Origin of the sequence: Saccharopolyspora indica, assembly GCF_027853965.1 — a bacterium.
GTDB lineage: Bacteria > Actinomycetota > Actinomycetes > Mycobacteriales > Pseudonocardiaceae > Saccharopolyspora > Saccharopolyspora indica.
The window spans coordinates 35214-48399 of sequence record NZ_JAQGLB010000023.1 but is presented as its reverse complement, the minus strand read 5'-3'; the positions used below and the strand labels follow the sequence as shown (position 1 = coordinate 48399).

The following is a 13186-nucleotide window of genomic DNA, read 5'->3' as shown; positions in this document are numbered from 1 at the left end:
TCGCGACCGCCTCCGCCGGGATTCATCGGCACCGCGCTCGGAACGCTGAAGGCGGTCGGCGGCCTCCGCGGCAGAACGCCTCGATAGCCTGGGGATATGACTTCGACCCTGGTGCTGCTGCGGCACGGCGAGAGCACGTGGAACGCCGAGAACCTGTTCACCGGCTGGGTGGACGTCCCGCTGTCCGAGAAGGGCGAGGCGGAGGCCAAGCGCGGCGGCGAGCTGCTGCGCGAGGCCGGTGCGCTGCCGGACGTGCTGCACACCTCGCTGCTGCGGCGGGCGATCTCCACGGCGAACATGGCCCTGGACGTGGCCGACCGGCACTGGATCCCGGTCCGCCGCGACTGGCGGCTCAACGAGCGCCACTACGGCGCGCTGCAGGGCAAGAACAAGAAGCAGACCCTGGAGACCTACGGCGAGGAGCAGTTCATGCTCTGGCGCCGCTCGTACGACACCCCGCCGCCGGAGATCGAGCTCGGCAGCGAGTTCAGCCAGGACGCCGACCCGCGCTACGCCGACCTCGGCGCGGACCTGCCGCGCACCGAGTGCCTGAAGGACGTGGTGGCCCGGCTGCTGCCGTACTGGGAGTCGGCGATCGTGCCGGACCTGCGGGCCGGCCGCACCGTGCTGGTCGCCGCGCACGGCAACTCGCTGCGCGCGCTGGTCAAGCACCTCGACGGCATCTCCGACGACGCCATCGCGGGCCTGAACATCCCCACCGGCATCCCGCTGCGCTACGACCTCGACGACAACTTCAAGCCGCTCAACCCGGGCGGCACCTACCTCGACCCCGAAGCGGCCGAGAAGGCCGCCGCCGCGGTCGCCAACCAGGGCCGCTGACCCCGATCGAGCCACGGTGAAGGGCACCTTCAGGCAAGTAACTTGCCTAAAGGTGCCCTTCACCGTTGAGAGCCACCCCTCGGCTGGAGGCGAAGGTGCCCTGCTGTCGTCACCCGGGTGGGGGAGGGATGGCGGGAAATCGCCGTGGGGGCGAACGGACTGCTACCGATGGCCCTGCGGTACGTGAACTGGCCACCAGCGCCGGGTGAAGCCGAGGTGAAGAAGCCCCCGATTCGTGTCACGGGTATCACGGAACGCCCTCGTAGACTGGCCTTTCCCCACCCCGGCGCGCTTACGATGCTCGCGTGACCGCATTGGGCTACACCGCCCTGATCATCGCCGTGCTCCTGGTGGGTGCGGCCGGTGGCTTCGTCATCGCGAGACTCCGGTTCTACGGCCGCGGCAAACCCGAGGGCCCGACCGTCGCGGAGCTGCTCCAGCGGCTGGTGCACACGAGTGCCAGCGGCGTCGTCCTGCTCAACAAGTTCGGCGACGTGGTGCTGCACAACCCCCGGGCCGACGAGCTCGGCGTCATCCGGGACCACCGGGCCGACGCGCGCGCCCGCAAGGCCGCCGAGCAGGCCCTGGCCACCGGTGAAGCCGTCCCCGTCGACCTCACCCCGCTGACCGAGCGCCCCGCGATGCGCGGTCGCGGCCCGGCCGCGGTGCTCGGCGAGGTCCGCCCGCTCGGCGACGGCTTCGCGGTCGTCGACGCCGCCGACGAGTCCGACTCGGTGCGCCTGGAGGCCACCCGCCGCGACTTCGTCGCCAACGTCAGTCACGAGTTGAAGACCCCGGTCGGGGCACTCGCGCTGCTCGCGGAGGCGGTTCTGGACGCCGCCGACGATGCTGAAGAGGTGCGGCGGTTCTCCACCAAGATCCTGCACGAGTCGACCAGGCTGGGCACCCTGGTCTCCGAGCTGATCGCGCTGTCCCGGTTGCAGGGCGCCGAGGCGCTGCCGGAGATGACCACCATCAACGTCGACGACGTGGTCCAGGAGGCGCTGGGCCGCTGCCGGCTCGGCGCGGAATCCGCGGGCATCGAGATCGCCGTCGACGAGCCCACCGGCCACCTGCTGGACGGTGACCGGACGCTGCTGGTCACCGCGCTGAGCAACCTGATCGACAACGCGGTGTCGTACTCGCCGCCGGGCAGCCCGGTGTCGATCAGCCGCCGCCTGTCCGGGGACTTCGTGGAGGTCGCGGTGACCGACCGCGGCATCGGCATCGAGCCGGAGTACCACGAGCGGGTCTTCGAGCGGTTCTTCCGGGTCGACCCGGCCCGCTCGCGCGCCACCGGTGGCACCGGCCTCGGCCTGGCCATCGTCAAGCACGTCGCCGCCAACCACGGCGGCGAGGTCAAGCTGTGGAGCCGCACCGGCACCGGCTCGACCTTCACGCTCCGGGTGCCCAGGCACGGCGCGCGCACGACCGACGGCCAACCGGCCGTTGACGCGGTGGCAACAAAGGACCGCCCCGGCGGAGTCATCCGTTCCGGGAACGAGGGTGCCGACGGCGTCACAGCCGTCGAAACGGGAGGAGTCCGGTGACCAGGGTGCTGATCGTGGAGGACGAGGAGTCCTTCGCCGACCCGCTCGCTTTCCTGCTGCGCAAGGAGGGCTTCACGGCGGCAGTCGCCGCGAACGGTCCGGAGGCGTTGGACGAGTTCGACCGCAACGGCGCGGACATCGTGCTGCTCGACCTGATGCTGCCCGGCATGAGCGGCACCGACGTGTGCAAGCAGCTGCGCCAGCGCTCCTCGGTGCCGGTGATCATGGTGACGGCGCGGGACAGCGAGATCGACAAGGTCGTGGGCCTGGAGCTGGGCGCCGACGACTACGTGACCAAGCCGTACTCGGCGCGCGAGCTGATCGCGCGGGTGCGCGCGGTGCTGCGCCGCCGCGGCGAGGCCGAGGAGCTCCAGCCGCAGGTGCTGGCCGCGGGGCCGGTGCGGATGGACGTGGAGCGGCACGTGGTGACCGTCGACGGCGAGGACGTCAACCTGCCGTTGAAGGAGTTCGACCTGCTCGAGTACCTGCTGCGCAACGTCGGCCGGGTGCTCACCCGCGGGCAGCTGATCGACCGGGTGTGGGGCGCGGACTACGTCGGCGACACCAAGACGCTGGACGTGCACGTCAAGCGGCTGCGCTCGAAGGTCGAGCCGAACCCGGCCGACCCGCGCTACCTGATCACGGTGCGTGGCCTCGGTTACAAGTTCGAAGCGTGATCCCACTACCGTGACCGGGAGCACGACTTGCACCGGCGGAGCAGGTCCGAGGGCTGTTCGGAGTGCTCGGGTGGGCCGTTCGCGGGCCCACCCGGCACCCGGTCGTGTGCGCAGCCGGTAATTTGTCGGTCATGCGCCTAGGGGTGCTCGACGTCGGATCCAACACGGTCCACCTGCTGGTGGTGGACGCGCATCGTGGTGCCCATCCGACCCCGATGACATCGGAGAAGACCGTGCTGCGGCTCGCCGAGCGGATCGGTGCGCACGGCGGTCGTCTCAGCGAGGACGACGCGGCCGAGCTGATCCGCACGGTCGCTGCTGCCCAGGAAGCGGCGGTCGCGGCCGGGTGCGAGGAGCTGATGGCCTTCGCGACCTCGGCGATCCGCGACGCGGTCAACGCCGCCGAAGTGCTCGACCGGGTCGAAGCCGAGACCGGCATCGCGCTGGAGGTGCTGCCCGGCGAGGACGAGGCCCGGTTCACCTTCCTCGCCGCGCGCCGCTGGTACGGCTGGTCGGCGGGCAACCTGCTGATGCTCGACATCGGCGGCGGCTCGCTGGAGCTGGCGATGGGCATCGACGAGCAGCCCGAGCTGGCGGTGTCGCTGCCGCTGGGCGCCGGGCGGATGGCCCGCACGATGCTGCACGACCCGCCCGGCCAGGACGAGGTCAAGAAGCTCCGCGAGTGGCTCCAGGAGCAGCTCGCGCCCACCGCCAAGCAGTTCCGCAAGCTCGGCAGGCCGGATCGCGCGGTGGCCAGCTCCAAGACGTTCCGGTCGCTGGCCAGGCTGACCGGCGCCGCACCGGCCTCGGCCGGGCCGCGGGCGCCGCGCAGCCTCACCGAGACCGGCCTGCGCCAGCTGATCTCGTTCATCTCCCGCATGTCCTCGCCCGACCTGGCCGCCCTCGACGGGGTCAGCGCGGCGCGAGCGCACCAGCTCGTCGGGGGTGCGCTGGTGGCGGAAGCCACCATGAAGGCGCTCGGGGTGAAGGAACTCGACATCTGCCCCTGGGCGTTGCGTGAAGGGGTGATCCTGCGGCGGCTGGACCACACCAACGGAGACAGTCACACTGCCATCCAGGACCGAGCGGCGTTGCGGCTCGCCGGGCCTGAGGACGGAACTGGACGCCGGACGGAGCACGGGGCACGGTGGGAGCGATGAATCGGGACAGCGGGGCCGATCAGCCCACCCAGCGCACCGTCGCGGAGCTGCTGGCTGAGTACGGCAACAGCGGGCAGAAGAGCAGCCGCCGGCGGCGCAGGCGCGCCGAGGACCCGAGCGAGACCGCACCGCAGGCGATCATCGAGCGGGTGCTGTCCGACAGCGGCCAGATGCGCGCCATCCAGCCCGACGCCGAGCCGCCGCAGTACCGCAGCCACCGGGTCGCAGGCCGCCGCCCGGCCGCCCCGCCACCGCCGCCTGCGGCTCAGCAGCCCCCGGTCGCGCCGCCTGCCCCGCAGGCGCCGCCGCCCGAGCCGCCGGCCGCTCCGGAACCGCCCGCTGCCGAGGCCCCGGCTGAGGGCAGCCCGAGCTACTGGGCGCAGCGGTTCTCCTCCGCGGGCGGCAAGAAGCCCGCAGGTCCGGTCGCGGGCGATGCCGAGGCGACCATCCAGCAGCCCGCGTTGCGCGCCGACGCGCCGCCGGTGCCGCCGACGGCGCCCAAGCAGACGCCACCGGAGAGCCTCACCGAGCAGCTGCCGCGGGTACCCGCCGCCGCTCCGCCGAGCGTCGAGAGCGGCACCGAGGTGCTGGCCGTCCCGGCCGCGCCGCCGGAGCCGGTCGAGGACGAGCCGAAGCGCGCCGACGACGACCCGTACGACTTCGACTCCTACGAGGAGCCGGAGCCGGAGTACGCCGAGGAAGACGACTACGACCCCGAGCTGCCCGCGGGGATGGACGCCGACGACTACCGGGAGGACGAGCCCGAGGAGGAGCCGGAGCCGCCGTCGCCCGCCAAGGAGTGGGGCACGCTGGCGCTGCAGGGCGTCGCCGGGCTGGTCGGCGGCGGTGCGGTCTGGTTCGGGTTCCGCTGGCTGTGGGGCTTCCACGCGCTGGCGGCGCTGGGCGCGGCGCTGCTGTTCACCGGTCTGCTGGTGCTCATCGCGTGGAAGTTCTTGCGCAACAACGACCTGCAGACGATCCTGCTGGCGGTGCTGGTCGGTCTGTTCTGCACGGTTTCGCCCGCCGCGCTGCTGCTGATCAGCCACTAGATCCCGGGTTCGCACGACGCCGGGACCGCGTTTTGGCACACTCGCCCGGGGACACTGCGGTGTGAGCTACGCACCGTTGGCGGGGGCCGCAGCGTGACCACCCAGCGATCGTCGGTCATCCTTGGCAGGACATGACAGTGCAACCGCCACCGCGCGAGGACGCCCCGGGACGCATCCCGGTCGGGTTGTCCAGCGCCTCGGTGTGGCCGCAGCCGGCCCGGGCGGCGTTCGAGATGGCCGCCGACCTCGGTTTCGACGGGGTCGAGGTGATGGTCTGGGCGGACGCGGTCAGCCAGGACGCCGCCGCGCTGCACCGGCTCTCCGAGCAGCACGGGGTGCCGGTCCTGGCCGTCCACGCGCCCTGCCTGCTGATCACCCAGCGGGTCTGGTCGCCGGAACCGGAGGAGCGGCTGCGCAAGGCCGTGGTGGTGGCCAGCGAGCTGGGCGCGTCCACAGTGGTCGTGCACCCGCCGTTCCGCTGGCAGCGCCGCTACGCGGACGGCTTCGGCGAGCTGGTCGCGGAGCTGGAGGAGACCAGCGGGATCGCGGTCGCGGTGGAGAACATGTTCCCGCTGCGCCCGCCGAGCACGCTGAACCGGCTGCGCGGCGGCAAGTCCAGCGGGCTCTCGGCGTTCAAGCCGTCGCCGGACCCGACCGAGGTGGGCTTCCGGAACTACACGCTCGACCTCTCGCACGCCGCCGCCGCGCACGTCGACGCCATCGACCTGCTCAAGCGCATGGCGGGCGGGCTCGCGCACGTGCACCTGGCGGACGGCACGGGCGCGCCGCGCGACGAGCACCTGCTGCCGGGGCAGGGGAACCAGCCGTGCGCCGAGGTCTGCGAAGCGCTCGCGGCCGACGGCTACCACGGCTCGGTGGTCCTGGAGGTCAACACCCGCAAGGCCCGCAACCCCCAGCAGCGCTCGGCCCTGCTGGCCGAAGCCCTCCAGTTCGCCCGCACCCACCTGCGACCACCGGCTCCGGCGTGATGGTCAATTTCGTACGAAATTGACCATCACCCGGGTGAACGTCAATTTCGTACGAAATTGACCGCCGCGCGGCGGCGCGGAGCGCCGGTTTCGCGCGAAATCTCCAGGCACAGCGCCCACTTCTGGGCTTAACCGGTGCCTGATGATCAACTTCGGTCAAGGTCACTAGAATCGGTGAACATGAACCCGTTGCGCGCATCGGTCGTCGAGCGCAGTCGACCACTGGACCGCATGTGACCGAGGCCCTGGATCCCTTCGCGACGGCCACCTCGGTGCGCCCTCTCGGCGACGGCAGCTACGTCGCCAACCTGCATCCGGAATGGGCCGTGGGCGACCGCCCGCACGGCGGTTACCTGCTTGCGCTGCTGACCAGGGCGCTCGGCGACATCACCGGGCTCGCGCCGCTGGCGGTCAGCGCGCAGTACCTGCGGCCGCCCAGGGTGGGGCCGGTGCTGATCCGCACCGAGATCCTCAAAGCGGGCAAGACGGTCACCGCGGCCAGAGCCGTGCTCGAACAGAGCGGTCAGGCCTGCGTCGACGCCACGATCACCCTCGGCAAGAGCCCGGAGGGCGAGCCGGTCTGGGCGGACCTGCCCGACATGCCGGTGAACCCGCCGTCCAGCGCGATCGACCTCGGGGCAGGCGAAGCGCGGAAGTACTTCTCGCTGGCGCAGGTCTGCGACATGCGGCTGGACGCCGACACCGCGGAGTTCCTCGACGGCCGAACCGGCCCGCCCCGCCTGCGGATGTGGGTCAAGCCGCGGGAAGCGCAGCCGGATCTGCTGTTCGGCCTGGTCGCGGGCGACCTGACGGTGCCGGTCACGCTGAACCTGGCCCGCTTCGGCTGGACCCCGACGGTCCAGCTGACGGCCCTGCTCCGCGCGGCCCCGGCCAACGGCTGGCTCCGCCTGGCGGTGGACTGCCGAGCGGTCCAGGGCCAGTGGTTCGACGAGGACGTGACGGTGGTGGACTCGGTGGGCCGCCTGGTCTGCCAAGCCCGCCAGCTAGCCATCGCTCCGTGACCCGAGGTCGGTTTCGAAGGGGTTCAGCGGTGGGTGGGCCGTGAGTGCTTTGGGGCGCCATAACACCCCAAAGCACTCACAGCACTCCGTCAGTCCAGGCGGGTCACGTCGAGGCCGCCGTCCGCGTGCTGCTTGCGGAGGCGCTTCTTGTCGAACTTGCCCACGCTCGTCTTCGGCGCCTCCGCGATGAACGTCCAGTACTCCGGCAGCTGCCACTTCGCCACCGAGTCGGCCAGGAAGTCGCGCAGCTCCGCCGCATCCGCCTGCTGACCGTCGCGCAGCACCACCGCGACCAGCGGGCGCTCCGACCACTTCTCGTCCGGCACCCCGATCACCATCGCCTCCGCGACCGCGGGGTGGCCCATCACCTTGTTCTCCAGGTCCACCGACGAGATCCACTCGCCCCCGGACTTGATCACGTCCTTGGCGCGGTCGGTCAGCTGCAGGAATCCCTCCGGGCTGATGTGCCCGACGTCGCCGGTGCGCAGCCAGCCGTCGTGGAACTTCTCCGGATCGTCGTCGCCGTAGTAGGCGGCGGCGATCCACGGGCCGCGGACCTCCAGCTCGCCGACGCTCTCGCCGTCCCACGGCAGCACCTGGCCGTCGTCGCCGACCAGCCGCCCCCGCACCCCGGCGGGCAGCCGCCCCTGGCTGGCCCGGTACTTCCAGAGCTGCTCACCGGTGGCCCCGGCGGGCGGCCGGGCCACGCTGCCCAGCGGCGAGGTCTCGGTCATGCCCCAGGCGTGCAGCACCGGGATGCCGTACTCCTCCTCGAAGGTCCTCATCAGCGACGGCGGGCAGGCCGCCCCGCCCACCACGACCTCGCGCAGCGAGGACACGTCGTGCGGATCCGTCGCCAGGTGCTGCAGCACGCCCTGCCAGATCGTCGGGACCGCCGCAGCCATCGTCGGCCGCTCCGCCGCGGTCATCTCCACCAGCGGTCCGGGCTGCAGGAACCGGTCGGGCATGACGATCGAGGCGCCCACCATGAACGCCGCGTAGGGCAGGCCCCAGGACATCGCGTGGAACATCGGCACGACCGCCAGCGCGCGATCCGCCTGCGACAGCGCCATCCCGTCGGTCATGCACACCTGCATCGAGTGCAGGTAGATCGAGCGGTGCGAGTAGACGACGCCCTTCGGGTTGGCCGTGGTGCCGGAGGTGTAGCACATCGCCGCGGCCGATCGTTCGTCCAGCTCGGGCCAGTCGAACTCGATCGGCTGCGCGGCCAGCAGCTCCTCGTAGTCGTGCACCTGGACGCCCTGCGGTGCCTCCAGGCCGGCCGCGCCACCGCCCGCGACGACCACGTGCCGCACCGTCTTGAGCTCCGGCAGGAGCTTGCCGAACAGCGGCAGCAGCGTCGTGTCGACCACCACGACCTCGTCCTCGGCGTGGTTGACCACGTACACGAGCTGCTCCGGGAACAGCCGGATGTTCAGCGTGTGCAGCACCGCGCCCATCGCCGGCACCGCGAGGTAGGCCTCCAGGTGCTCGGCGTTGTTCCACATGAACGTGCCGACGCGCTGGTCGCCGGTGACGCCGAGGCCGCGCAGCGCGTGCGCCAGCTGCGCCGCCCGGCGGCCGACGTCGGCGTAGGTGCGCCGCCGCGAACCCTCGCCGGTCCAGGTGATGACCTGGGCCGACGCGCCGTGCGGGCCGCTGCCCTGCTCGAGGATCCGGGCGATCGTCAGGGATCCGTCCTGCATCGTGCTGAACATGATCAGAGCTCCTTAGTGCTGCATCGCACGGCCGTGGCGGGGCGCTGTGGTGGCAGACACAGTAGCCGCTGTGATCGCGCTGCGGGAGAGCTCGGGACGAATCGGACAGCGGCGGCTGGCGTCGTTCGCGCAGCGTGTTCTGGCACCCTGAGCGGCATGACGACGATCGCCGTTCTCGGAGCCGGAAAGATCGGGGAGTCCCTGCTGACGGGGCTGCTGAAGGCCGGGCGGGCGCCGGCGGACCTGCTGTTCACCGAGCGGTTCGCGACGCGCGCGGCCGAGCTGACCAAGACCTACGGCATCACGCACGTGGACGTGGCCACCGCGGTGCGGCGCGCGGACGTCATCGTCGTCGCCGTCAAGCCCCAGGACATCGAGCCGCTGCTCGACGAGATGGCCCCGAACCTGCCGTCCGGCAAGCTCGTGGTCTCGCTGTGCGCGGGCCTGCCCACCGCCCTGTTCGAGCGTCGGCTGCCCGAGGGCACCGCGGTGGTCCGGGTGATGCCGAACACGCCGATGCTGGTCGGCGAGGCCATGAGCGCCATCTCCGGCGGTTCCCGCGCGTCCGACGCCGACTTGGAGCTGGTCGAGGAGCTGCTCGGCAGCGTCGGCAAGGTGGTGCGCGTGCCCGAGGGCCAGCAGGACGCGGTCACCGCGCTGTCCGGCTCCGGCCCGGCGTACTTCTTCTACCTGGTCGAGGCGATGATCGACGCGGGGATCCTGCTGGGCATCCCGCGCGCCACGGCCGCCGACCTCATCGTGCAGTCGGCGGTCGGCGCCGCCGCGATGCTCCGCGAGGGCGGCGGGCACCCGGTGATGCTGCGCGAGGCGGTCACCTCGCCCGCCGGGACCACCATCGCGGGCATCCGCGAGCTGGAGAAGCACGGCGTCCGAGCGGCCCTGATCGACGCCATCGAGGCCGCTCGCGACCGGTCCGTCGAGCTCGGCGCAGTGCACCAGGACCGCGACTGACCGTCTGTTGGTGGCTGATCTGCGTGCGTACTCGAAGCGGCTGACGCCGCTGGTGAGGCGTTGGACGGCTCCGCCGACAGTGCTCTCTGAGGCACGGGCGAATACTCAGGTAGTTCGGCCATCGCAGGTTCCCCAGCCGTCCCGCTACTCTCGATAGAGCACGTGCGTGAGGTTTCCGTCGGAGGGGAAGCCGACGGCGCGACACGTGCCGAAGGGCACGGTGAAGCATGTCTGCGAACTCCGAACCCAGCCAACAGGCGCCTCCGGACATGGGTCAGGTGCGGTTCCTCACCGTCGCCGAGGTCGCCAAGCTGATGCGGGTGTCGAAGATGACGGTCTACCGGCTCGTCCACGCCGGTGACCTGCCCGCAGCACGCGTGGGCCGGTCGTTCCGGGTGGCGGAGAAGGACGTCCACGCCTACTTGGAGAGCGCCTACTACAACGCGGGCTGACGCTGGTCGCCGGGCGCCGCTACCTGCCGGTGACGGTGCCCGGAGGCGTTTGGAGGACCACGGCCGCAGGGGGTCGCACCAGGCCAGGTAAAGTTCTGGGGTGGTCGTGCCTGGTGCGCTCATCTCGGCTGCGCCGGCGCGGAAGACGTTCGAACTGCCGTCAAGAGTGAAGGAGTCCGCATGGGCTCGGTCATCAAGAAGCGCCGCAAGCGCATGTCCAAGAAGAAGCACCGCAAGCTGCTCCGCAAGACGCGCGTTCAGCGTCGCAAGTTGGGCAAGTGACCTGCGCGCCGCCGCCGACCACCTGCAGGGGTCGGCGGCGGTGTTGTTTTCCGCCCCGGTTTCCCGCGCGACGGGTGCTTCGGCCCGGCGGAGGTTTCGGCAGGTGATGGCCCGTGAGCGTTTTGTGGTGCTATAGCCCCCCAAAGCACTCACGGCCCCATCGCAGACCGAACATGATCCCGACCCGGCGATGGCGCACCGGTAGGTCGCCCCGGCGATCAGCGGTCCAGTCCTCGTTGGTAACCGCGATGTAGCCGTCAGTGGTTCCGATGGCGGTAGCATCGCGCGTGGTGGCCGTGGTCGAGACGCAGGGGGACGCATGGGCCCGAACGTCGTGCTGGTGACCGGGGTCAGCCGCTTCCTGGGCGGGCACCTCGCCGCGCGACTGGCCGCCAACCCCGCGATCGGTCGAGTGCTCGGCGTCGACACCGCGCAGCCCGGTCGCGATCTGCTGCGCCGGATGGGGCGCACCGAGTTCGTCCGCGCCGACATCCGCAACCCGCTGATCGGCAAGGTCATCGCCAACGCAGGCGTCGACACCGTGGTGCACGCGGCGGTCAACACCCACTCCGGGCCCGGCGGCCGCGCCGCGGTCAAGGAGATGAACGTCATCGGGACCATGCAGCTGCTGGCCGCCTGCCAGCAGTCGCCGCAGGTGCGCAAGCTGGTGGTCCGCTCCACCTGCGCCGTGTACGGGTCGAGCCCGCGGGATCCCGCGGTGTTCACCGAGGACATGGAGCCGAAGGACCTGCCGTCGTCCGGCTACGCCAAGGACGCGGTGGAGATCGAGGGCTACGTGCGCGGCTTCGGCAGGCGCCGCCCCGACGTGGACATCACCACGCTGCGGTTCAGCAACCTGATCGGCCCGCGCATCGACGCGATGCTCACCCGCTACTTCGCCCTGCCGGTGGTGCCGACCGTGCTCGGCTTCGACGCCCGGCTTCAGCTGCTGCACTCCGAGGACGCGCTGGCGGTGCTGGAACGCGCGACGCTCGCCGAGCGGCCCGGGGTCTTCAACGTGGCCGGTGACGGCGTGCTCGTGCTGTCCCAGGCGATCCGGCGGGCCGGGCGGATCGCGCTGCCGCTGCCGGGGCCGGCGGTGCTGCCGGTGACGCAGTTCTTCCGCGGCGCGCGGCTCGTCGACTTCTCCTCCGAGCAGCTGCGCTACCTCAACTTCGGCCGGGTGCTGGACACCACCAGGCTCCGCGAGCAGTTCGGGTTCACCCCGCGCTGGACCACGCAGCAGGCCTTCGACGACTTCGTCAGCGGTCGCGGCCTGCGGCCGGTGGTGGATCCCGAGACCGTCCGGGCGGCCGAGCGCGGCGCCGGGGACCTGCTGGTGAAGCTGCGCGGGTCGTCCACCGCGCGGGATGTGGAGTCGTGATGGCGGATGCGCAGGTGATCCCGCTGCGGCCGGAGGACCGGGACCGGCAGGCCCCGGAACCCGCCGAGCCGGGCTGGGAGGACGCGGTCGCCGAGGTGCTGGCCTTCGCCCGGCGGCGGCTGCTCGGCGACTACCAGGTCGACGAGTTCGGCTTCGACGAGGAGCTGACCGACGAGGTGTTCCTCCGGCTCCTGCGGCCCTTCTACGACAAGTGGTTCCGCGTGGAGGCGATCGGCCTCGAGCACGTGCCCGGCGATCGCGGCGCGCTGGTGGTGGCCAACCACTCCGGCACGCTGCCGTGGGACGCGCTCATGACGACCGTCGCGCTGCACGACCACCACCCGGCGTCCCGGCACCTGCGGATGCTCGGCGCCGATCTGGTGTTCCAGCTGCCGGTGCTCGGCGCGCTCGCCCGCAAGGCCGGGCACACGCTGGCCTGCAACCCGGACGCCGAGCGGCTGCTGACCGGCGGCGAGCTGGTGGGCGTCTGGCCGGAGGGCTTCAAGGGCATCGGCAAGCCGTTCAAGGATCGCTACAAGCTGCAGCGGTTCGGACGCGGCGGCTTCATCTCCGCGGCGCTGCGCACCGGGGCGCCGATCGTGCCCTGCGCCATCGTGGGCGCGGAGGAGATCTACCCGAAGCTGGCCGACATCAAGCCGCTCGCCCGGTTGCTCGGCGTGCCGTACTTCCCGGTCACGCCGCTGTTCCCGCACTTCGGCCTGCTGGGCGCGGTGCCGCTGCCGTCGAAGTGGTACATCGAGTTCGGCGAGCCGATCGAGACGGCGTCCTACCCGGAGGGCGCCGCGGACGACCCGATGCTGGTGTTCAGCCTCAGCGACCAGGTCCGCGAGAACATCCAGCACACCCTCTACCGCCTGCTCTCCCAGCGCACCAACGTCTTCCTCGGCTGACCCGCCCCGCCCCGTCACCCGGCCTGTGGTCAATTTCGCACGAAATTGACCGTCACCCGGGTGAACGTCAATTTCGCGCGAAATTGACCAGGGCCCGGGTGAACCGGGGCGGGATTGTACGGCTGGGGGAGCCCGGGTGCCGCGTTGCGGCGGGGTCGTGACGTTGGTCTATTTGGGCTG

The 13186-nt window shown here is 71.4% G+C and carries 13 protein-coding genes; 12 read left to right on the top strand and 1 reads right to left on the bottom strand.

Annotated features, from left to right (window positions below):
- The first annotated feature begins 96 nt into the window (after window positions 1-96).
- From OU416_RS33930 to OU416_RS33900, 7 genes are all read left to right on the top strand, one after another.
- Window positions 97-840: a phosphoglyceromutase gene (locus OU416_RS33930; protein WP_270931163.1), complete on the top strand. Its 744-nt coding sequence runs from the start codon at window positions 97-99 to the stop codon at window positions 838-840.
- A gap of 305 nt (window positions 841-1145) precedes the next feature.
- Window positions 1146-2390, top strand: coding sequence for a sensor histidine kinase (locus tag OU416_RS33925; RefSeq protein ID WP_270931162.1), 1245 nt, complete (start codon window positions 1146-1148; stop codon window positions 2388-2390).
- Window positions 2387-3067, top strand: coding sequence for a response regulator transcription factor (locus OU416_RS33920; protein WP_093145679.1), 681 nt, complete (start codon window positions 2387-2389; stop codon window positions 3065-3067). The genes OU416_RS33925 and OU416_RS33920 overlap by 4 nt, the downstream gene beginning before the upstream one ends.
- A 131-nt stretch (window positions 3068-3198) precedes the next feature.
- Entirely contained in the window at window positions 3199-4227 is a 1029-nt protein-coding gene (locus tag OU416_RS33915) for a Ppx/GppA phosphatase family protein (protein WP_270931161.1), read from the top strand.
- Complete coding sequence (locus tag OU416_RS33910; protein ID WP_270931160.1) at window positions 4224-5276, top strand: hypothetical protein; 1053 nt, start codon at window positions 4224-4226, stop codon at window positions 5274-5276. The genes OU416_RS33915 and OU416_RS33910 overlap by 4 nt, the downstream gene beginning before the upstream one ends.
- 131 nt (window positions 5277-5407) lie before the next feature.
- Window positions 5408-6265, top strand: a complete 858-nt coding sequence (locus tag OU416_RS33905) for a sugar phosphate isomerase/epimerase family protein (RefSeq protein ID WP_270931159.1) — start codon at window positions 5408-5410, stop codon at window positions 6263-6265.
- A gap of 233 nt (window positions 6266-6498) precedes the next feature.
- A complete protein-coding gene (locus OU416_RS33900) occupies window positions 6499-7287 on the top strand; it encodes an acyl-CoA thioesterase (protein ID WP_270931158.1) in 789 nt (262 codons plus the stop codon).
- Between the two features lie 89 nt (window positions 7288-7376).
- Here OU416_RS33900 and OU416_RS33895 read toward each other — a convergent pair whose 3' ends face one another.
- Window positions 7377-9005 carry a long-chain fatty acid--CoA ligase gene (locus OU416_RS33895; RefSeq protein WP_270931157.1) on the bottom strand — a complete coding sequence of 543 codons (1629 nt, stop codon included), beginning with the start codon at window positions 9003-9005 and terminating at the stop codon, window positions 7377-7379.
- Window positions 9006-9161: 156 nt separating this feature from the next.
- On the opposite strand from OU416_RS33895, the gene proC reads away from it, so the two are divergent.
- The 5 genes from proC (at window position 9162) to OU416_RS33870 (ending at window position 13006) form a co-directional block, all read left to right on the top strand.
- Entirely contained in the window at window positions 9162-9977 is an 816-nt protein-coding gene (gene proC / locus OU416_RS33890; protein WP_270931156.1) for a pyrroline-5-carboxylate reductase, read from the top strand.
- Window positions 9978-10204: 227 nt separating this feature from the next.
- A complete protein-coding gene (locus OU416_RS33885) occupies window positions 10205-10429 on the top strand; it encodes a helix-turn-helix domain-containing protein (RefSeq protein ID WP_093145685.1) in 225 nt (74 codons plus the stop codon).
- 180 nt (window positions 10430-10609) lie between these two features.
- Entirely contained in the window at window positions 10610-10711 is a 102-nt protein-coding gene (locus tag OU416_RS33880) for a 30S ribosomal protein bS22 (protein ID WP_010241351.1), read from the top strand.
- A gap of 319 nt (window positions 10712-11030) precedes the next feature.
- Window positions 11031-12095, top strand: coding sequence for an NAD-dependent epimerase/dehydratase family protein (locus tag OU416_RS33875; RefSeq protein ID WP_270931155.1), 1065 nt, complete (start codon window positions 11031-11033; stop codon window positions 12093-12095).
- Window positions 12095-13006 (top strand): lysophospholipid acyltransferase family protein, encoded by a 912-nt coding sequence (locus tag OU416_RS33870; protein WP_270931154.1) that lies wholly within the window; start codon window positions 12095-12097, stop codon window positions 13004-13006. The genes OU416_RS33875 and OU416_RS33870 overlap by 1 nt, the downstream gene beginning before the upstream one ends.
- The last annotated feature ends 180 nt before the right edge of the window (window positions 13007-13186 follow it).

What these genes read in the sequence shown, in the direction of transcription:
- OU416_RS33930 (WP_270931163.1), top strand. Translation starts at nt 97, where the DNA reads ATGACTTCGACCCTGGTGCTGCTGCGGCACGGCGAGAGCACGTGGAAC.
- OU416_RS33915 (WP_270931161.1), top strand. Translation starts at nt 3,199, where the DNA reads ATGCGCCTAGGGGTGCTCGACGTCGGATCCAACACGGTCCACCTGCTG.
- OU416_RS33910 (WP_270931160.1), top strand. Translation starts at nt 4,224, where the DNA reads ATGAATCGGGACAGCGGGGCCGATCAGCCCACCCAGCGCACCGTCGCG.
- OU416_RS33905 (WP_270931159.1), top strand. Translation starts at nt 5,408, where the DNA reads ATGACAGTGCAACCGCCACCGCGCGAGGACGCCCCGGGACGCATCCCG.
- OU416_RS33895 (WP_270931157.1), bottom strand. Translation starts at nt 9,005, where the DNA reads ATGTTCAGCACGATGCAGGACGGATCCCTGACGATCGCCCGGATCCTC.
- proC (WP_270931156.1), top strand. Translation starts at nt 9,162, where the DNA reads ATGACGACGATCGCCGTTCTCGGAGCCGGAAAGATCGGGGAGTCCCTG.
- OU416_RS33885 (WP_093145685.1), top strand. Translation starts at nt 10,205, where the DNA reads ATGTCTGCGAACTCCGAACCCAGCCAACAGGCGCCTCCGGACATGGGT.
- OU416_RS33880 (WP_010241351.1), top strand. Translation starts at nt 10,610, where the DNA reads ATGGGCTCGGTCATCAAGAAGCGCCGCAAGCGCATGTCCAAGAAGAAG.
- OU416_RS33875 (WP_270931155.1), top strand. Translation starts at nt 11,031, where the DNA reads ATGGGCCCGAACGTCGTGCTGGTGACCGGGGTCAGCCGCTTCCTGGGC.
- OU416_RS33870 (WP_270931154.1), top strand. Translation starts at nt 12,095, where the DNA reads ATGGCGGATGCGCAGGTGATCCCGCTGCGGCCGGAGGACCGGGACCGG.